The organism is Bacteroidales bacterium, assembly GCA_014860575.1.
GTDB lineage: Bacteria > Bacteroidota > Bacteroidia > Bacteroidales > JAAYJT01 > JAAYJT01.
This window is the reverse complement of record JACZJK010000005.1, coordinates 130,533-150,948: the sequence shown is the minus strand read 5'-3', so window position 1 is coordinate 150,948 and position 20,416 is coordinate 130,533. Positions and strand designations below refer to the sequence as shown.

At 43.1% G+C, this 20,416-nt stretch carries 18 protein-coding genes; 8 read left to right on the top strand and 10 right to left on the bottom strand.

Annotated elements, in window-relative coordinates:
• Window positions 1-90: 90 nt before the first annotated feature.
• The 3 genes from IH597_01085 to IH597_01075 form a co-directional block, all read right to left on the bottom strand.
• Entirely contained in the window at window positions 91-942 is an 852-nt protein-coding gene (locus IH597_01085) for a universal stress protein (protein ID MBE0661034.1), read from the bottom strand.
• 125 nt (window positions 943-1,067) lie between these two features.
• On the bottom strand, window positions 1,068-1,478 hold the full coding sequence (locus IH597_01080; GenBank protein MBE0661033.1) for an SPOR domain-containing protein: 411 nt from the start codon (window positions 1,476-1,478) through the stop codon (window positions 1,068-1,070).
• Window positions 1,479-1,542: 64 nt separating this feature from the next.
• Complete coding sequence (locus tag IH597_01075) at window positions 1,543-2,388, bottom strand: universal stress protein (GenBank protein MBE0661032.1); 846 nt, start codon at window positions 2,386-2,388, stop codon at window positions 1,543-1,545.
• Window positions 2,389-2,574: 186 nt separating this feature from the next.
• On the opposite strand from IH597_01075, the gene ruvB reads away from it, so the two are divergent.
• The gene (ruvB, locus tag IH597_01070) at window positions 2,575-3,603 is read left to right on the top strand and encodes a Holliday junction branch migration DNA helicase RuvB (GenBank protein MBE0661031.1); all 1,029 of its coding nucleotides are present in this window, start codon (window positions 2,575-2,577) and stop codon (window positions 3,601-3,603) included.
• Window positions 3,604-3,621: 18 nt separating this feature from the next.
• The gene (queG, locus tag IH597_01065) at window positions 3,622-4,554 is read left to right on the top strand and encodes a tRNA epoxyqueuosine(34) reductase QueG (GenBank protein ID MBE0661030.1); all 933 of its coding nucleotides are present in this window, start codon (window positions 3,622-3,624) and stop codon (window positions 4,552-4,554) included.
• Window position 4,555: 1 nt separating this feature from the next.
• Here queG and IH597_01060 read toward each other — a convergent pair whose 3' ends face one another.
• Window positions 4,556-5,164 carry an outer membrane beta-barrel protein gene (locus IH597_01060; GenBank protein MBE0661029.1) on the bottom strand — a complete coding sequence of 203 codons (609 nt, stop codon included), beginning with the start codon at window positions 5,162-5,164 and terminating at the stop codon, window positions 4,556-4,558.
• A 59-nt stretch (window positions 5,165-5,223) separates the two neighbouring features.
• Complete coding sequence (locus IH597_01055) at window positions 5,224-5,901, bottom strand: CAP domain-containing protein (protein ID MBE0661028.1); 678 nt, start codon at window positions 5,899-5,901, stop codon at window positions 5,224-5,226.
• Between the two features lie 294 nt (window positions 5,902-6,195).
• Between IH597_01055 and IH597_01050 the strand changes: the two genes are divergently transcribed.
• Window positions 6,196-6,879, top strand: a complete 684-nt coding sequence (locus IH597_01050) for a response regulator transcription factor (protein MBE0661027.1) — start codon at window positions 6,196-6,198, stop codon at window positions 6,877-6,879.
• A 162-nt stretch (window positions 6,880-7,041) separates the two neighbouring features.
• A complete protein-coding gene (locus IH597_01045) occupies window positions 7,042-8,091 on the top strand; it encodes a sensor histidine kinase (GenBank protein ID MBE0661026.1) in 1,050 nt (349 codons plus the stop codon).
• Between the two features lie 163 nt (window positions 8,092-8,254).
• On the opposite strand, the gene IH597_01040 is transcribed toward IH597_01045, so the two are convergent.
• Entirely contained in the window at window positions 8,255-9,238 is a 984-nt protein-coding gene (locus tag IH597_01040) for a polyprenyl synthetase family protein (protein MBE0661025.1), read from the bottom strand.
• A gap of 201 nt (window positions 9,239-9,439) precedes the next feature.
• Between IH597_01040 and IH597_01035 the strand changes: the two genes are divergently transcribed.
• The gene (locus IH597_01035) at window positions 9,440-10,222 is read left to right on the top strand and encodes a radical SAM protein (GenBank protein MBE0661024.1); all 783 of its coding nucleotides are present in this window, start codon (window positions 9,440-9,442) and stop codon (window positions 10,220-10,222) included.
• 32 nt (window positions 10,223-10,254) lie between these two features.
• Window positions 10,255-10,653 (top strand): hypothetical protein, encoded by a 399-nt coding sequence (locus IH597_01030; GenBank protein ID MBE0661023.1) that lies wholly within the window; start codon window positions 10,255-10,257, stop codon window positions 10,651-10,653.
• 226 nt (window positions 10,654-10,879) lie between these two features.
• Here the strand turns inward: IH597_01030 and IH597_01025 are convergent, their stop codons facing one another.
• From IH597_01025 to IH597_01015, 3 genes are all read right to left on the bottom strand, one after another.
• Window positions 10,880-13,429, bottom strand: a complete 2,550-nt coding sequence (locus tag IH597_01025; protein ID MBE0661022.1) for an adenosylcobalamin-dependent ribonucleoside-diphosphate reductase — start codon at window positions 13,427-13,429, stop codon at window positions 10,880-10,882.
• Between the two features lie 453 nt (window positions 13,430-13,882).
• Entirely contained in the window at window positions 13,883-14,254 is a 372-nt protein-coding gene (locus IH597_01020; GenBank protein MBE0661021.1) for a sulfite exporter TauE/SafE family protein, read from the bottom strand.
• 100 nt (window positions 14,255-14,354) lie between these two features.
• On the bottom strand, window positions 14,355-17,663 hold the full coding sequence (locus tag IH597_01015) for a PD40 domain-containing protein (GenBank protein MBE0661020.1): 3,309 nt from the start codon (window positions 17,661-17,663) through the stop codon (window positions 14,355-14,357).
• A gap of 102 nt (window positions 17,664-17,765) precedes the next feature.
• On the opposite strand from IH597_01015, the gene IH597_01010 reads away from it, so the two are divergent.
• Entirely contained in the window at window positions 17,766-18,407 is a 642-nt protein-coding gene (locus tag IH597_01010) for an MBL fold metallo-hydrolase (protein ID MBE0661019.1), read from the top strand.
• A 108-nt stretch (window positions 18,408-18,515) separates the two neighbouring features.
• Here the strand turns inward: IH597_01010 and IH597_01005 are convergent, their stop codons facing one another.
• Complete coding sequence (locus IH597_01005; protein ID MBE0661018.1) at window positions 18,516-19,571, bottom strand: glycosyltransferase family 9 protein; 1,056 nt, start codon at window positions 19,569-19,571, stop codon at window positions 18,516-18,518.
• A gap of 58 nt (window positions 19,572-19,629) precedes the next feature.
• On the opposite strand from IH597_01005, the gene IH597_01000 reads away from it, so the two are divergent.
• Window positions 19,630-20,415: a TatD family hydrolase gene (locus IH597_01000; GenBank protein ID MBE0661017.1), complete on the top strand. Its 786-nt coding sequence runs from the start codon at window positions 19,630-19,632 to the stop codon at window positions 20,413-20,415.
• Window position 20,416: the final 1 nt, after the last annotated feature.

Below are 20,416 nucleotides of genomic sequence, written 5' to 3'. Positions count from 1 at the left end.
ACTTTTCTGAGTGGGCTCAATCTTAAATCTGGAATTTTGAATATAATTCCATTACTCCAATCCTACTGCATCACTGTATAACTGCATCACCTAATACCCCAGTACAATATTCAAATCAATTGGATGGATGCTAAGCACGGGAATTGGAGAGTGGTTGACCAGTTGCTGGGCATAGGGGCCAAGCCACAGGTTTGAGGCAGCCGTTTCCTGTTCAGTCATGATTGAAATCAGGTTAGCATCAATTTTCTCAGAATAGTCAATTATTGCCCGGGCTAAATTGTCAACCCGCTGGCTTTCAAAACGGGATTTAATTCCCTGACCTTCAAGGAATGAGATTACCTGCTTTGCATAGCTGTCAATATTATCCTGTACACTGCTTATGTTGGTAGTGTAAAGTGCAAGCACATGAACTTCGGCATTAAAAAGACTTGCTATCGTGGCGGTAAACGAAACCTTTTGCCTTGTTTCGGGGGTACTGTCAATTGGCATGACAATCTTAGTCAGTTCGCGGCTCACTTGAATTCCACCTCTTATCGTTATTACAGGGCAGGGCGACATGCTCACAATTTTATTTGCATTGCTGCCAATCCAGAATTCCTCGAACCCCGAAGTGCCGTGGGTTCCGGCAATTACAAGCAGGGCATCCTTTTCCTTTGCTTCCAGGGCCACCTGGTGATAAACCTTGCCCTCACGGATTGTATAGCTGATAGAACTGCCAGACAGTGACTTTGTATACTTCGCAATCAGTTTTTTGAATTGATTTTCAACTTCACCCTTCATATCACCCGACTGATCTGATGCAAGCAATATTTTAGTTGTTGTTGGATTATTCACCCAAACCATCAAAACATTAAAGTTTCCCTTTTGGGCAATGCTTATTGCATGTTCCAATGCATTAATCGAACAATCTGAGAAGTCAATAGCTACAATAATATTCTTCATAAGATAGCTTTTAATCAGTGGTTCAACGAAATAGAAATATGGTAGTATGGTAAAAAATTGCTTTTGCTAAAGTACTATTAATAGCAACGAAAATCAATGTTCGCCTTTGAAAAAAACACTCCTTCTCAATTTATTGATGGAGAATTGATTTGGTCATTCACTGTAAATGCATGTGGATATTGATGCAGGATGCGTTTTCTAAAACCATCCGCCTCAAGCTTGGTTCTGAAATCTCCGATCCTGACCCGGTAATAAGGCTCACGGAAAGTGATATATGCTTCCACATCCGGAAATTGAAGTATAAAATCTTCCCTCGCTTTTGAAGCATTGCGTTTTGATAAATTGCCTGAGTCAAAAAAGATTTGAATCCGATAACCATCCAGATAATGAATCTGGCTTGCAATTTCCTGGTATTCTTTCGCAAGGCGGTCAATTCCCGGATCAGCATAAACACGAATATTGCTATTCATATTGTTATATTGTGCGAACCCAGTGATTGAAAGTATCGCCAGCAGAATTGTAATAAATGGTTTCATAAGCTAAATTCTTAAACAGAAAGCTGCCTATAACCAGGTTAGCAGCTGGGGTTAAGCGGTAATATTAACGAGAGGATAGCGAATATATTTCTTTGGGCTGAATGCTCAAAACAGGAATTGGTGAGAAGTTTACAAGCTGTTGTGCCTGCGGGCCAAGTAGCAAACCAGATGCAGAACGATGTTGCTCGGTCATGATCGCAATGAGATCGGCATCAGCTTGTTTTGCATAAGCAACAATGGCTTTGGTAACATCAGTGGATTGCACTTCGGTAATGATAAAATCAACTTTTTCCTTTTCGCAAAACTTAACAACTTCTTCGATATTACTGATTGTTTTTCGTTGCAGCGATTTCAGGCTTGTAGAATGTAAACCCAGGATGTGCATAGTTGCGCCAAGGTCTTTCGCCATACCGCAGGCAAATGGAACTTTCTGCCTGGTATCAGGCGTTGAATCAATCGGGAGCACCATATTGCTGATTTTGTGCTCGTAATCATAATCAAAGCGGACTGTTAGTACCGGGCAAGGCGCATACGAAACAATGCGGTAAGCGTTGCTTCCAATCCAGTATTGTTCAAATCCTGTAACGCCATGGGTTCCGGCAATGATAAGATCGGCATCCGTCATCCTGGCCATGTTGGCTACTTCCTGGTAAACTTTTCCACGGCGAAGCTTATAATTGATTTCACCCGAAAAATCTTTGCCATAAGTTGAAATGAGTTCGTTGAAATTCTTAATGGCTTCGTTGCGGTATTCATTGTCGTCAAATGACAAGCCCGATCCTATACCCGTTTCATTATCAACCCAGATAAGGCTAAGGTTGCTTTTCAGCTGCCCCGCCAGTTCAATGGAATACCTTAAGGCATGTATCGAACCTTTCGAAAAATCTATGGCAACAAGAATATTTTTCATGCCTGATTTTGATGATGATAATTAAGCCGCTAAATTAAGATTTTTTTTTATACCCTGAAAACCAGGATAAAATTTACATCTGTTTTAATAAAACGGCTGGCTGTTTTTGAGTATATATATGTGGTTCGCAATTTCATTTGATTCGTATCTTTGGCAAGTCATAAAAAAAATCAAGTATTTACTATCATGCCCCGAACCCATAACCTGGATCCAACAGCAGATCACCTCAGTAAAAGTGAGCGTGAAATGGAAAAAGTTCTTCGTCCTTCTGATTTCGGGAATTTTTTCGGGCAGCTTGGGGTTGTTGAGAATCTTAAAATTTTTGTAAAGGCGGCCAAACAACGTGGAGAAGCGCTGGATCACGTATTGCTGCATGGTCCTCCGGGTCTCGGGAAAACAACGCTTTCGCATATTATTGCCAATGAGCTAGGTGTGAACCTGAAGTTGACGTCTGGTCCGGTTTTGGACAAGCCAGGCGATCTGGCTGGCCTGCTCACCAACCTCGAAGAAAATGACGTGCTTTTTATAGATGAAATTCATCGCCTGAGCCCGGTAATTGAAGAATACCTTTACTCAGCCATGGAGGATTACCGGATTGACATCATGATTGAATCAGGGCCAAATGCCCGCAGCGTTCAGATATCATTAAGCCCGTTCACATTGATTGGCGCCACTACCCGTTCGGGTTTGCTCACTTCGCCATTACGTTCGAGGTTTGGGATCACCTCAAGGTTATCATATTACGATGCACAGGTTCTTGAACAGATCATTACACGCTCAGCAGCGATATTAAAAGTTGCCATCACAAAAGAGGCTGCCGTTGAAATTGCAGGCCGAAGCCGCGGCACGCCGCGAATTGCGAACCTTCTCCTGCGTAGGGTCAGGGATTTTGCACAAATAAAAGGAAACGGCTCCATTGATATTGCCATCACACAATATGCACTTCATGCACTGAATGTAGACAAGTTTGGCCTCGATGAAATGGATAACAAAATACTTACCACCATCATTGAAAAATTTAAAGGCGGCCCGGTTGGCTTAAGCACTATAGCAACTGCCGTAGGCGAAGACTCAGGCACTATTGAAGAAGTTTATGAGCCTTTTCTAATCATGGAGGGCTTTCTCATGCGAACACCACGGGGCAGGGAAGTAACGCCACGAGCCTACCAGCATTTGGGCAAACCGCAGCAAAAACAGCCCGGATTGTTTGAATAAGATTCACCAATCATTGTAATTGTGGACTTGAAAAATGCTTCAGCACTCATTAAACAACAAGCCCTCAGTCTTGGGTTTTTTGCCTGTGGTATTGCCATAGCCGATTTCTTGAAAGATCATGAGCCGCGTCTGAAAAAATGGCTCCATGACGAAAGGCATGGAGAAATGGCTTACATGGCCAATCATTTCAACAAACGCCTCAATCCTTCAAAATTGATGGATGGAGCCCGCTCAGTAATTGTTGTGTTGCAAAACTATTATCCCGAGGAGCCATTGCCCGCTGATGCCGATTATCTGATATCAAGATATGCGTACGGAACTGATTATCATTTTGTGATCAAAGAAAAGCTGAGGAAATTGCAGGAATTTATACAGCAAAATATTTCCGCCCATGCTTCAAGGGTTTTTACTGATTCTGCACCAGTGCTGGAACGCGCCTGGGCAGTAAAAGCCGGCCTGGGTTGGATCGGAAAAAACTCAATGCTGATCACCCCGCGAAATGGTTCTTATTTTTTTATCGGTGAAATCATCACTGACCTCGAACTGGCTTACGACAAACCTTCCGGAGGTGATTATTGCGGCGACTGCACCCGTTGCATTGATGCATGCCCTACACAGGCCATCGGCAATGACCGCATGATTGATTCCCGGCGTTGTATCTCTTACCTGACTATTGAGAAAAAAGGCGAATTGCCTGTAGCGTTCAAAGGCCAATACAAACAATGGATATTTGGTTGTGATATTTGCCAGGAAGTTTGTCCCTGGAATCGTTTTTCAGTTCCGCATAATGAACATGCTTTTAAACTTGTAGACAATGTAAGGGAATGGGAAGCAAAGGACTGGGAAAACCTCGATAAGGATGGCTTTAATAAAACTTTTAGGAAATCGCCGCTGAAGCGACCCAAATTTGAAGGGATAAAAAGAAATATTGAATTTTTGAAAGGCAAGTAGCTTACAGCCTGTATTGTAGCCCAAGCACCATTGCAATGTTAAACTGACCGTAATGAAAGAAACGGTAAGTATCACCAGGCAACCGCTCATAATCGCGCAGGCTGAGGACGGCATTATTGATCCTTAGGTTTACTGCCGTACGATCATTCAAATAATAATACATGCCTGCAATATAATTGATAACGCTTTTCCTGAAAGGAACAGCAACAGTTTCCATCTGGTTCCGCTCTTCGTATGTGCTCATCAGGTAACCGAAAGAAGGCCCGGCTTCAAAAGTGAGTTTGTCAGAATATACTAGATGGTACAGGAATGCCAGTTCAACATAATCGGTTCGTAGCAAATACTGCTCAAAGTCGTCCTTTTCATAGTTTGGGTTTTTTCGTGAACCTTTTTGCACAAAGGCAATCTCCATTTGAAAAGCGCTCAGTTCAGAAGTTCTGAGGTTTACATAGGCGCCACCAAAAATTCCGGGTTTATTAAAGCCTCGGTAGCCATCACCATCAACCTGGCTGCCTACAACACCGGCTTTGATGCCTCCGGTAAATCCCTGCGCAAAAGAGGAAAATGAGAGCAAAATAATAGCAAAACTGAAAAGTATTTGTGGCTTCATACAATTGATTTAGACCCTGTTGTTTTTCGAGCATAAAAGTATATATAAAATGCCAACCATCAATTACATGCTCCAACAATAGCAGTATCCGGGTCATCATAAGCTCCGAACCAGATTGTGGTATAGCCTTCGAAATACCCGATCCCAACTGCTTTCCACTGGATGCTCTTCCAGATACTGAGGTTCAGCATAACATCGTTATGCCCTTTACTTTTCATCCAGTTGAACATGGCATCTTCAGCAAAAGCCGTTGCGTTGGAATAAGATACTGTTGAAAAGAAAGCTATTTCATAACCTTCGCCAGTGTAGGAAGTCAGTTCTTTAGGTTTATCCCACATGCATGATGACCTCTTATGATCGGGTGTATAGCAACAAGACGTCCATGGGCCTTTGCGCGACCAGCTATGCATATTGCAGTTTCTATCTTTATCGGGCTGATTAATGGCCAGATCACGGCAATGGACCTGCGCTACAAGCGTAAGGGATTTTGACAAAGTTATTGCCGGCAGATTGTGCTTTTCACGGTATGTATTGAGCGCCTGGTAAAGTTCCATTTCATAAGGGTTAAGGCAAATCTCTTTAGGAAGCTGCATGCGATCAACGGCCTGTAGCTTTTGGGTGGCACAGCCAGGAACAAAGAGTAAAAAAACCGGCAGTAAGAAGTGAATGATTGTCATAGGGTGATTTTGCAGATGAAAGAAAAATGAATGAACACGTAAATAACGGAGATCATTCATAAAGTCATATAATTTGAAAATGTTTTTCAGGAAGCCCGGAAAAACTTTGCCATGCTGAATACTTCTAACTGCAAAGACGCTAAGTTTCGTTCTTAAGGCAACCAGAAAATGGGAGCGCTATCCTCTCTATACTTCCTACCCTCTGAACCCTCTAAAATTCTAAACCCTCTAAACTTCTAAACTCTCTAATTCGAGAATCATAACATTTGAGACTTTGTTTAGCCGATTTCAAACAACAGTTTGTATATTTACCCGGATTTTTTTCTGACCCAAACCAAACAAACTCAACAGGCAATGAATAACGATCAATACCGCATTCTTCTGGCTGACGATGAGCCGGATGTGCTGGAATTTTTAGGGTACAATCTCCGAAAAGAAGGCTACCAGGTAAATTCGTGCAATAACGGGAAAGATGCAATTGAACTGGCAGTTCGCATAAAGCCTCATCTGATCATCCTGGATGTAATGATGCCCTCAATGGATGGCATTGAAGCCTGCAGGGAAATCAGGCAACAGCCTCATCTTGAAAACGCAATTATCATATTTCTAACTGCCCGGGGAGAAGATTATTCCCAGATTGCCGGTTTTGATGCCGGGGCCGACGATTATATTACAAAGCCGATCAAGCCACGGGTACTCATTAGCCGGGTTAAAGCTTTGCTACGCAGGTATCGTGAAAAAGAAAGCAACAGCACTGTACTGAAAGTTGGAAACATGGTGATTGATAAAGAGAAATATAAGGTAGTAAAGGATAGTAAAGAAATAGTGCTGCCCAAAAAAGAATTCGAACTGTTGCTGGTGTTGGCTTCGAAGCCAGATAAAGTTTTCTCACGCGAGGAAATTTTTTCGAAAGTCTGGGGGAATGATGTAATCGTTGGCGATCGCACTATTGATGTACATGTGAGAAAAATCAGGGAAAAAATTGGCATGGATAATATAAAGACCATCAAAGGGGTTGGGTACAAATTCGAAGTGTAATTGACAGAACACAATAATAATTCTGCGGCGGACACTTCAACGAATGCACCTTCATCCAGCTAAACCTTTAAATTCAAAATTCAATTGTTCTATTGTTCTACTGTTCAATTATTCCATTGTTCAATTCATTAAACAACCAAAGCAAACAGCAAAATAACAATCATGAAGTATTCTGATCCCAGGCGCTTATCAATGATGGTTGCTGCAGCAGTCACTGCATTGGCGGCACTCATGGTATTGCTCCTTGCCATTCTGGTGCAGTCGGTTTCATGGTATTATGTACTTCCGGGTTTAATTTTGCTTTTTGCTGTTTCGTATTGGGTTTTCCGGTTCGCACTTGAAAAATTCATTTACGAAAAAATCAGGATCATTTATAAAACCATTCACAGCCTGAAACGACCAAAAGACGGAGAAAAATTCAAATTGAATATTCGTGAAGACACCATTGAACGTGTGAACCGCGAAGTAATGGAATGGGGACAGGATCGCACGAAAGAGATTGAAGAACTAAAAAGCCTTGCCGTTTACCGCCGCGAGTTTTTAGGCAATGTGTCGCATGAGCTTAAAACACCAATATTTAATATTCAGGGCTATGTACTTACGTTGCTTGACGGCGGGCTTGAAGATCCGAGCATCAACCGTGAATATTTGTTGCGAACCGAAAAGAGCATTAACCGGATGATTGCAATTGTTGAAGACCTTGAAGCAATTGCACAACTGGAATCGGGCGAGTTAAAACTTAACTACAAAAAATTTGACCTGGTGGCCCTGGCACGCGAAGTCATTGATTTTTTGGAGATCAAAGCCAGGAAACGGAATTTCCACATTTACCTTGCCGAAGCCTACGACAAACCAATTTATGTTTTAGCCGACAAGGAAAGGATACGCCAGGTTCTCATTAACCTTATTGATAACTCAATCAAATACGGATTGAAACACGATGGCAATACCAAAATCAGTTTCTTTGATATGGATGAAAATATCCTGGTAGAAGTTACAGACAACGGAATTGGAATAAGCCAGCAGGATTTGCCCAGAATTTTTGAGCGTTTTTACCGAACCGATAAAGGGCGCTCGCGCGAACAGGGTGGAACCGGACTTGGGTTGGCCATTGTTAAGCATATCATCGAAGCCCATGAACAAACAATCAATGCAAGGAGCGCTATTGATGTTGGAACCACCTTTGGGTTTACTTTGAAGAAGGGGAAGTAGGGAGAGGCTAAGGCTGAGGCTGAGGAAGAGGCTAAGGCTAAGGCGGAGATTGGATCACCCAATAATTTGGGAATTTTACTACAACGTGGTCTGCGCTGAAGAATTAGTAGGCGGAGGCGAAGGTGAAGGCTAAGGATAAGGATAGCAACCCGAAATCGTAAATTTACTTGGTCCGTTCAATCGTAAAATGCACCAGTTGCTCTAGTGAGCGGGTCATATCGTTGGCAGGAAAACTGTTCAGGACTTCCAGGGCTTTGTTGCGGTACAGTTGCATTTTTTCAGTTGCATAGGCAATTCCACCGGTTTTATCCACAGTCCGGATCACAGCGTCCACGGCTTCAGGATCAGTATTTTTACGTTTTACTGTTGAAATGATTTTCCGTTTTTCAAAAAAACCACTTTGGCTGAGGGTATAAATCAGTGGCAACGTCATCTTCTTTTCCCTGATGTCAATGGCCACAGGTTTGCCGGTATCATTGCTTGCCTGGTAGTCGAACAGGTCATCTTTAATCTGAAAAGCAATGCCTGTGTATTCACCGAAAGCATGCATGCGTTTTAGTTGATCTTCAGTGGCGCCAACTGAAGCAGCGCCAGCCTTGCAGCATGCGGCAATCAGCGATGCAGTTTTTTTCCGTATGATCTCAAAATAAATTTCCTCTGTAATGTCCAGCCGTCTGGCTTTATCAATCTGCATCAGTTCGCCTTCGCTCATTTCGCGGGTTGCTTCCGAAACAATTTTAAGCAGGTCGAAATCATTGTTATCAAGCGAAAGCAATAAACCACGCGACAACAAATAATCGCCGAGCAAAACAGCAATTTTATTTTTCCATAACGCATTGATTGAAAAGTAGCCCCGTCGTTTGTGAGAGTCATCAACAACATCGTCGTGCACCAATGTGGCGGTGTGCAAGAGTTCAATCATGGCGGCAGCCCGTTGGGTGCGATCGCAAATATTCCCGCAAACACCAGCCGAAAGGAACACGAAAAGTGGTCGCATTTGTTTGCCCTTGCGTTTGATCAGGTAACGGGTGATGATATCAAGTAGGGGGATGGAACTCTTCATGGAATTCCTGAAAGTTTTTTCGAACTCTTCAAGCTGTGGCCTTATTGGCTGGCGGATGCTGCTAAGTGTGATGGTTGGTTTCATGAGCGGTCAAAAGTAATAAAAAGCTTTTATCACCTAATAAGAATTACCTGCTCATTTAATAAATGATTTTTCATCCTGCATTTTGCGAACCACAACAGTTAAATCCCAGACATTTGTTCTGAGTGCTCCTTCGTTTGTAAACCTGACAGCAAATTCCAACGAACACAACAACATCTTGTATCTTTGCGGAAAACATCCTTTATGACTGGCTTTCTTTTTCACGACATTGTTTTTGGACCGGTTCGCAGCAGGCGTTTCGGTGTTTCGCTGGGCATCAATCTTTTGCCTTTGAACACAAAGGTCTGTTCATTTAATTGCATTTACTGCGAATGCGGCCTGACACCTGAATGCCCCGAACCAAGTGCCGGGGGATTTTATCCGCGTGAAGCCATACGCCAGGCCATGGAAACCCGGTTCACAGAATTAGCAGCAAAAGGAATTCAGCCTGACAACATCACGTTTGCCGGCAACGGTGAACCCACACTTCATCCCGAATTTGATTTGATTATTGACGATACAATCGCACTCAGGAATAAGTTTTTCCCCGGTTCAAAAATCACTGTTCTCTCTAATGCTACTACGTTGAGTGATTCACAAATTAAGGACGCTTTGCTGAAGATTGATAATAATGTGCTGAAACTTGATGCTGGAACAGATGAATACCTTCAGCTTATCAATGATCCGTTGGGAAAAATATCGTTGGCTGAAATTGTAAGCAATTTAAAACAGTTTAATGGGAACCTCATCATTCAAAGCCTTTTCCTCCGGGGCAATATCAATGGTAAATATTTTGATTCTGGCAGCGAGGATCATGTTAAGGCATGGCTTGAACAAATCAGGGAAATTGCACCAAAACTGGTGATGATCTATCCTATTGACCGCGCAACGCCAGTTGCAGGGCTCGAAAAATTAACGCCTGAAGAACTTGACCGGATTGCAGAACAGCTAAATGAAATGGGCATTGAAACTGAAGTTTACTATTAAAATGATTTCAGCTAATAAATAGCCTTTTGAGTATGCTCAACTACCCGGAAAAAATACTGATCGCCTTTGGCGAAACATTCTCGGGCAACGAAGAGTTGTTTAATTGGCTATTGCATAATGGTTATCCGGAACTTGCGGCGCTTTCCAGCTCCATTAGGGGAAGCCAGCAGGCAACACAATGGCTCATGAAAAACAATTATCCGCATTTAGCCGCTTTTGATCTGGCGGTAGACAAACAGGTAGACGCTTATCAGTGGCTGATAAAACATAAATTTGATTTCCTGGCGATCTTTGCTGATGCCTGCCATAGAAAACCCGAAGCTATACAATGGCTGAAAGAAAACGATCTGGAAATTTTTATAATCCTTGCCAACAAAATCACGCATTTCAGGGATAACCAGGAATTTAACGTCTATAAGAAAAGCTTTTAAACAGAAGACCGATAGCATCATTTTGAGCGATACTATCGCTTCCAGCGATGGTATCGCTATCTGGTGTTATACCGATAGCATCCGCCGCCGCGGATACTATCGGATTTGGCTTGCGATGGTATCGCTACGTGGGGTTTTACCGATAGGATCGCTTGGAGCGATACTATCGGGTTTGGATGGCGATACTATCGGTTCAGCAAACAAACAAAAGGTCTTCAATGGAAAATCAACCACATTTCGAGTACCCGCAATGTGTGCAGGAAATGCAGCCTTCCTTATAAATTAGCCCGCCTTCTTCACCACATTCGGGGCATTTACGCCGGCCGGCAATGGTTCCGTCGGGGATAAATTTCTTGAGGCCCCTTACAACACCGTTCTTCCATGTATTAATATTGTCCTCGGCAAAACTGAGTTTTTCTACCAGGTTCACAACGTATTGCAAAGGCATACCATGCCTGAGAATTCCACTTATAAGCTTGGCGTAGTTCCAGAATTCCTTATCAAAAGAACGCGATAATCCTTCGATGGTGACTTTATATCCGTATTTATCTTCGAACTGGAAATCATAGCGGCTCTCACCTTTTTCGTTGCGGTTTTTAATTACCCATCCTTTTGCAACCCATGCCGGCAGGTAAAATTCTTCGGCCCGGCCGGTAAAGACTTCGTAAGGGCGGCCATTAAGCACACCAACCACGGCAATCCATTTTTCATGAGAGTTCTGGAACCTCACTACTTCAGCTTCAAGATTTTTTGGTCTTGGCGGTGCTTTGGTTTCCTGGAAATCCTGGAGATCTTCCTTGTTTTTATCGTTACTCACCAACACCCCTGAACGCGAACCTTCGCGATAAATAGTCATGCCTTTGCAGCCACTTTCCCAGGCTGTTTTATACACTTCCCGAACAAGTTCTTCAGTTGCTTCTTTCGGCAGATTGACGGTAACGCTGATGGAGTGGTCAACCCATTTTTGGATCGCACCTTGCATGCGAACCTTGCTTACCCAGTCAATATCGTTGGATGTTGCCTGGAAATAGGGCGATTTGTCAATGAGAACCTGTAATTGACCTTCATCGAATTTTTTTACTTCGTCAGGGTCGAAACCTTTAACCTTGAGCCAATCAATAAAACGAGGGTGAAAAACATTGTATTCTTCCCATGAATCACCAATTTCATCAACAAAAGTGACGTTAACATTTTTGTCGTTGGGGTTTACCTTTCTTCTGCGCTTGTATGAAACCAGGAAAACCGGTTCGATACCGGAAGTGGTTTGGGTGCAGATACTGACGCTGCCGGTTGGCGCAATGGTAAGCATGGCAATGTTGCGGCGGCCATACTTCTTCATGTCTTCTATTACATCGGGTGCAGCTTCGGCGATTCGTTGAACAAAAGGGTTATCTTTCTCGCGTTCATAACTAAAAATCGGAAAAGCCCCACGCTCTTTGGCCAGGTCAACAGAAGAGCGGTAAACTTCGGTAGCCAGCAATTTATGAACCTCAACTGAAAAATTAATGGCATCTTCCGAGCCGTAACGGGTTCCAAGGGCAGCCAGCATATCGCCTTCGGCGGTGATGCCAATTCCTGTACGACGGCCCTTTAGCGTCTTTTCACGAATCTTTTCCCACAAGCGCTTTTCAACGAATTTGGTGTCTCCATCTTCCGGGTCGGAATTGATCTTATTTAAAATCCCTTCAATTTTTTCTGATTCAAGATCAATGATATCATCCATTATGCGAAGTGCGAGCCTTGAATGCTTTGTAAACAGATCGGAGTTAAAGCTTGCATTTTCGGTAAACGGGTTGTCTACGTAGCTGTAAAGATTGATGGCCAGCAAGCGGCAGCTATCGTACGGACACAGCGGGATCTCACCGCAGGGGTTGGTTGAAAGGGTTTTAAAACCCAGATCAGCATAACAATCGGGCACTGATTCCCTCGCTATTGTATCCCAGAAGAGTACGCCAGGTTCTGCCGATTGCCAGGCATTGTGGGTGATTTTTTCCCAAAGAACCTTCGCGTCAATTTCTCTGGTAAACACCGGTTTATCTGAATCAATAGGAAACTGTTGGGTATATTTAGTGTCGTTGATCACAGCCTGCATAAACTCATCATTGATGCGAACCGAAACATTGGCGCCGGTTACTTTGCCCTGTTCCATTTTGGCATCAATAAAATTACCTGAATCAGGGTGTTTTATTGAGATAGTAAGCATCAAGGCTCCACGGCGGCCATCTTGTGCCACTTCACGTGTTGAGTTCGAATAGCGCTCCATGAAAGGAACGATTCCTGTGGAGGTTAAAGCGCTGTTTTTTACCGGGCTGCCTGCAGGCCGTATGTGTGAAAGATCGTGCCCGACCCCGCCACGACGCTTCATCAGTTGAACCTGTTCCTGGTCAACTTTCATGATGGCTCCGTATGAATCGCCCTTTTCATCGCCACCGATCACAAAGCAATTTGAAAGCGATGATGCCTGAAAATTATTCCCTATTCCGGCCATCGGACTGCCTTGTGGAACAATGTATTTAAAATCCCTGAGCACTGCGTACACCTCTTCTTCCGAAAGGGGATCAGGATATTTGCTCTCAATACGTGCGATTTCCCTTGCGAGCCTGCGGTGCATATCGTCAGGTGTTAGCTCGTAGATATTTCCATCGCTGTCCTTCAACGCGTATTTATTCACCCAGACGTTGGCTGCCAGGGTATCGCCTTTAAAATAAACTGCCGCCGCTTTCATGGCTTCTTCGTAAGGATAAACCTGCAAATTCTCTGCACCGGGTTCCTGCATAGTTGTTTCTTTAACTAATTCTTCGGCTTCTAATGCCGGAGCTTCTTCTAAAATATTTGGCCTCTTTCGCTGTTCCTGAATCTGGCTGAATAAACCAGGTTCTTTCACTTCATCAATTTCTTTATTCATAATTTCAAACAAGTTGGTTTCCAACGCACTACTTTTTAACTTTCTCATAACCATCTTTTCAATTATCGCGTAACTATCAGGATGCTAATTATTTACGACAAATTCATAGGGAAGGTTTTGGGATTAGCAAGATACGATGTTCAGTCAAGCCGGATCAAAAAACTTTATTAACAATCGCTATCAAGTAGGGCGTAAAGGATTGATTATAAAATTTTAGCCTGTTTGATAATTTTTTTTATAAAAAACGGAGGTAATTCTTGTGTAAGAAATGTTTACAAACCAAACAAAACATTGATTTACAACATATAAATAAATGACTTCATTTTAACTCTTGCCAAATATCATATAACCAGCCATTCCGGCTAAAACAAATCCAAATCCCTTTCTCATGGTCTGAGCCGGTATCCGGAGGGCAATGTCCGAACCCAGGTAGGCTCCAATTACGAATGCGGCTGCAATGATCAGAGCGAATTTCAGGTTTAGGTGGCCGGCTTTATAGTAATTATAGGCCGCCAGTATACCAATGGGCGGCAGCATGACCGCAATGCTTGTACCTTGTGCCTGATGCTGGCTCATGCCGATAAGCAAAACCAGGGCGGGAATGATAACAATAGCTCCGCCAAGCCCCACCATTCCGCTGAACATTCCGGCAATCAATCCGATAGCTATTAACAATAACAATGTTGATAAAGTCATGAGTCAGGAGTTTTATGGATTGGAGGTTTAGGAGGTTTAGGAGGTTTAGGAAGTTTAGGTGGTTTAGAGGTTTAGAGGTTTAGGTTTGGGGATGAGAGTGCTAAAAATCGGTTCCGAAAGAGATATAGAATATAGGCTTGTTTAGTTTTTGGTCTTCAAAACCCCAGGCAACATCAGCCCTTACAAAATAGCCGAGTATCGTCGTTCTTGCTCCGCCGCCAATACCTGCTACCATTGGTTCTTTCTGCATCTCGATATAACCGCTTACGGGGCCCTGCTGAAAGTATTTTCTGAAAAGGTGGTTTTCCGGTGCAAGTGGATGCAGGCCTGTCCACGCCGTTCCTGCATCTGCAAATCCAACCAGTTGAAAATCGTTGAGAAACTGTGATCGGATCGGACGATTCAGAAAATAGCGAAAAACAGGAAGGCGCAATTCGGTATTCAGCACAAAAAAGCTATTCCCGTTCCTGATATTCTGTGTAAATCCACGCAAATTAGTGGCCAGGGTTTGGTATGCGTAATTCTTGGTGTTGTCAACTGACATACCCTGGTTAAACTTAGGGATGAGCCAGTTATCAACACCGCCCAAATAATAAATGAGCAAATTGTTGCCAAACGAAGTGCTGGCAGCAAAACGGTTTGCCCAGATAAAATTCCGGTGTACCGGCAAATAATGACGGATATCAATTCCAAGCACAACCATGTTATTCTTATCCTGTGTGATCCCCTGGTAATATTCACCAAACAGCTTTGCCCTTGTGCCCTGATAAAGGTTGGTGCCTAAAGAGCGGCTATCGTCGTAGATAAATTCTGCTTTGAGCCCTCCCCAGTTCCTTGTTCTATCATCTTGCTGCAGGCTAAGCTGGTCAGTAGCAAGATGAACCGCTTTATCATGCTTATAAATCAGACTTCCTTTTACACTGAATACACGGTTGAAAGGCCAGGTTAATATATAATGGAATTCATGAATGCGATGGCGGATCAAAAAATACCGGTTACGGATTGTTAAGGATTCGCGGTATTCATCGAGCGATTGGCGGTAAAAAACATACTCCTTGTTGAGCCTGTTTTTATGATTACTAAAGCTGAGTACGTATTCATTGTTCACAAAATTGGAGTTTAACCGAACCCCGCCAACAATCCTGTAATCTTCAAGCAGATCGGTTAGCGAAACACTAAAAAAGGCATTCAGGCCGGGACTAAGAAACAAGGGGCTGCGCCCTCCTGAGTAGGGTTGATATGTAGCTGCCAGATAGGTAAAATCAACCTGATTTACCATTTTATCAATAAAATACTCCACGTTGTAATTCAAGCGCTTGGGAATGATGAATGCTTCTTCTTCCCCGCCAATTACTGTCTCAAGCCTTTGTGGGATTATGACTGCGGGAATGGAATCGCCGGGTGGTGCAAGGTTTATTTCGCTTTCCTGTATTCTGTTGTCCTGCGATATATCACCGGAAATTACGTTTCGAAAGCGTTTTTGCTTTTTAATTTCTTGTTTTTCAACTACACCATCTTTATTTATTGCAATACCTCTTGAAAGCATTAAACCAGTTATATAAGGAGTAGGTTGAGGGTTGGCGGGCGCTATTTCTGACGGATCTTTTAAAGTCTCGATCCTCAGGAAATACTTACCCTGGTGGTAAACGATTTCTCCGAGCCGGTTGGTTCTTTGACTGATATCATAGAATACAATACTTCCGGGATAATCAGTAACTGCCATGTTTTCAACAAAATATCGGTAATGCGTAGTGGTGTCAACATAAGCAATGATACTATCAAAGCGGCCAATATAGCGGTTGACCAATCCATTCTCGTCGCTCAGGTATGAAAAATGGCCTTTTGTATAACCCAAGGCGTTTGTTTGGTTCGACAAAGGGTCATCTATCAGGCTTCTAAGATATTTACCGCGCTTCCCATAATCGTAAAGAAAAAGGCTGTAGTTGTCCGGAGTGGATTTAAAAGTTATTGCAGTCGTGGTGTTCAGTGAGTCAAGCGGACGGTTTGAGCTGAAAATGATTTGCTCTGAATTATTAACAAAAGCAGGCGAAAGGTCGTCGTAGGTTCCATCAGTAATTTGCTCAAATGAATTTGACGGTATGTGGTAGCGATAAATGTTTGTTCTGCCTTTCTGAACGCCAGACAAAACAAAGTGAAATCCATCATTGGAATAGCTAAAATCGAGGACTTTATCGAAATTAAACATGTATTGCTGGGTTCTGTCCTTTTCGCTGAGGTTATAAAAAAACAGGTTTACAAGCCCTTTGTCTTCCGTGATAATGGCGAGTAGTTCACCACCAGGATTCCAGGCAAGCAAAGGATAGGAATAATCTGTGACCTCTTCGAGCCGATGCCCACCATGCAATACAACCCGTGATTTTTTTGTAATAAGGTCATGAATAATTACTTTGTACCGGCCAACATGATTTGAAACATAGGCAGCGTGCCGCCCGTCAGGGTTGAGCCGAAGGTTTTGATAAACTTCGCCTTTGCGGTTTTTTAACCTGATTGTTTGCTCAGCAACCGGCAATGATTCTTTGTATGGTTCGTATAATGCGCGGTAATGGCTTTCCCATTCTTTCAGCAAGGTTTTGAAAGAAATTCCAAGAATATACACCAGGCTGTTATCTAGGCTCCGGCCTAGCCGGGTCATATAAACAAGATTAGAAAGCACTGATTCCCCATATTTGTCGGCAATGTACTTCCAGATTGTATGACCGGCATACATCGCATCTTCACCCTGAAGATGGTTAAACCTTTTGTATCGGTTGGTAAGAAAAGCATTGCGCACGATATTATCTGTTTCCACGCTCCAGGGTTCAGCAATATAGGAAACAAGGCCATTGAGATACCATTCGGGAAGCCGTTGCGTTGCTGAAGCCGTAATCTGGCTACCGACACTGCCACCATAAAGCGCTTGTTCAAGCAGCACATGCGCGATTCCGGCCCGGATCTGGCGGTCAAAATCATTGTAGTTCCCTTCGAAATAAAGGAAGATACGCCGACCGACAATATGGGTTATTCCGCCCGTATTATAGTTGTATTGTGTCTCATTTTGCAAACCGATATTGCTTTGCCGCACATCGCTGAGGCGGTTAAAGATCACAAACTGAAGCTTATCCTGCAAAGATGTTTCAAGCATCCCGGCAATTTGAGGGATTTCTGTTTGTGCGATATAAGCCGTGTAAGCCGCCAGGTGTTCACCATTCAAATAAAAATAGGTGTCAAAATCTTCGAAACGGTAATACGTCCACAAAAAGTCGGAAAAGCTAACGCGGCTACGCCCAAAATTTTGTTGCGAACCATAATAGAACTGGGCAGGTACAGTCAACGGAAGCAATACGAATGCAAAGGCTGCTGATATCGCTGACCTGATTAAAAATCTCCTGAAGTTCTTTTGTACCGCCATGTTTAAAAGATGAACAGCTAAATTACTATATATTCTTTTAACGGGGTTTTCCGGCTTATTGTATTTTTGCAGGCAACCCATATTGCAATTAAATTATAACGTATGATCCGTATCAAAGTTTTTACATTCAATCCTTTCCAGGAAAACACCTATATACTGCACGACAACACCGGCGAATGCATTATTATTGACCCCGGCTGTTACACTACTGTCGAAGAGAAAGAACTCTCCGGTTACATAAAAGACAACAACCTGAAACCTGTGGCGCTGATCAACACGCATACGCATATTGATCATATTCTTGGAAACAATTTTGTTACCCTCACCTATGGCTTAAAGCCACAAATTCACAGGGCGGCAGAGGTGTTTCTTGAATCGGCGCCGGAGCATGGGGTCATGTTTGGTTTGCGGGTCAGTGAATTGGCTTTGCCCGAAAAATATCTGGAGGACGGAAAAATATTCAGGTTTGGAAATTCCAATCTCGAGATTCTTTATACTCCCGGTCATGTTGATGGTTCTGTTTGCCTTGTGAACCATGAAGACCGGTTCGTAATCTCAGGCGATGTACTCTTTAATGGAAGTGTAGGACGTACCGATTTACCAACAGGGGATTTCGATCTGCTGGAAGAAAGCATCAAAGAAAAACTATATACCCTGCCTGATGATTATGTTGTGCATCCGGGGCATGGGCCTGCCACAACCATTGGTGAAGAAAAATCGGGGAATCCTTTTGTGAAAGCGTAAGTGGACAAAGAAACAAGAAGTAAGAGACAAGAGACAAGGGGCGAGGGACGAGTCAGGGAGCAATGGAGAAGGGGAGACCAGGGAAGGGATGTTGTTCATGGGAAAGGATCAGAAATGGTTCATCATCTGGTTGGCAGTTTCGGCAATTTTAGTTGCATCGAGACGGTTCATACAATCAAAATGTTTTTCAGGGCATTTTTTAAAACCTATTTTGCTACATGGGCGGCATTTCAAACCCTTGACTTCAAAAACTACTGACTTATTTTCTGATTCCTGCGGAAGGTAAGGGTACATCCCAAAGACAGGCACTGTATTTCCCCATAGAGAAATTATCTTTTTATTGAACGCTGCCGCAACATGCATCAAACCAGTGTCGTTGGTGATGATCAGGCCGGCTTGTTTCACAAGAGCTGCTGAGCGGGTTAATGAAAATAGCCCGCAGGCATTGAATACTTTGTGAGGAAATTCCCTGGCAATAGTTTCACCACTTTCAACATCTTCCTTTCCTCCAAGCAGCGCCACCGGACTCTTAAGCAAATTACAAACTTCGGCAACTTTCTCAATCGGGAAAATTTTGGTGTTATGCCTGCCACCAATCACAAAACCAATGAATGATTGCTGATGTGTGGCTGGCAGCCATGAAGGGTCAAACTGGTCTGCTTCAGGAATAAAAAAATCAAGGCCTTGTTTGTCATTTTTTAAGTTCAGGGCGTGTGCTGCTTCAAAATAGCGATCCACAATATGAAATGCGGGCAAGCGGTTGATCTTAAAGTTAACCAATAACCATTTCTCAATGTTGAGTTTTCTGAAAGTGCCGGAAGGGCGATGAAGTTTCAACCTGAGCAATTTTGAGCGTAGGCTGTTGTGCAGATCAATTACAAAATCAAAATTTTCTTTTTTGAGCTGCACGGCAAGATCCGATACACTCTCATCGAGGTAATGAAGGTGATCAATATATGGATTGGCGCTTAAAACATCAGAGTATTGCTTTTTGGTGCAATAATGAATCTCAACGCCAGGCAGTTGATTTTTCAAACATCGCACTACAGGTGTTGTGAGCACGATATCGCCAATGGAACTGAAACGTATGATGAGTATTTTTTTCAAGTTGCCGTATTTCTGCAAACGTACTGAAATTTTAGGTTTCTGTCTGATGGCTGCCATCCGAATAAACAACAATCGGGCTGCGAGCCGGGTCATGCAATTGTACTACTTTTGCACCATGCTTTATATTGACACCCACACTCATTTATACCTCAGCGCTTTCGATGAAGATCGTCATGAAGCCGTTAAGCGGGCTCTGCAAAAAGGGGTTCAATATATGTTGCTGCCCAATATTGACAGCACATCAGTGGAACCAATGCATAAGCTCTGTTATGCCTACCCTGGAAATTGCTTTCCTATGATGGGATTGCACCCCACATCAGTAAAAGAGAACTGGAAAGAAGAATTGCAGCTTGTTGAAGAGTATTTATCAAAACGCAAATATTGCGCAATTGGCGAGGTAGGGCTTGATTTTTATTGGGACATGACCTTCAGGAAAGAGCAGGAGGAAGTTTTCAGAAGGCAGGCAGAACTTGCACTAGCTTATAATCTGCCACTGGTGATTCACTCCCGGAAATCAATAGATGAAATCATCCTGATGCTAAGGGAAATGAATGAACCCCGACTAAGAGGTGTTTTTCATTGCTTCTCCGGTTCGCTTGAGCAGGCTCAAAACATCATAGCGTTGAATTTTAAATTAGGTATTGGTGGGGTGATTACTTTTAAGAACTCGAAACTTGGCAAAACAATCCAGGCAGTAGGCATAAAACAGATTGTACTGGAAACCGATTCTCCGTTCATAAGCCCGGTTCCATACAGAGGAAAGCGCAACGAAAGCGCATTTATTCCGCTTATTGCCGCCCACGTAGCTGAGGTTTATGGGATCACAGTGGCTAAAGTTGCTGAAATTACTTCCGAAACAGCCTTGCAGTTATTCAATACTTTGCCGGGTAAAATCAAATAAT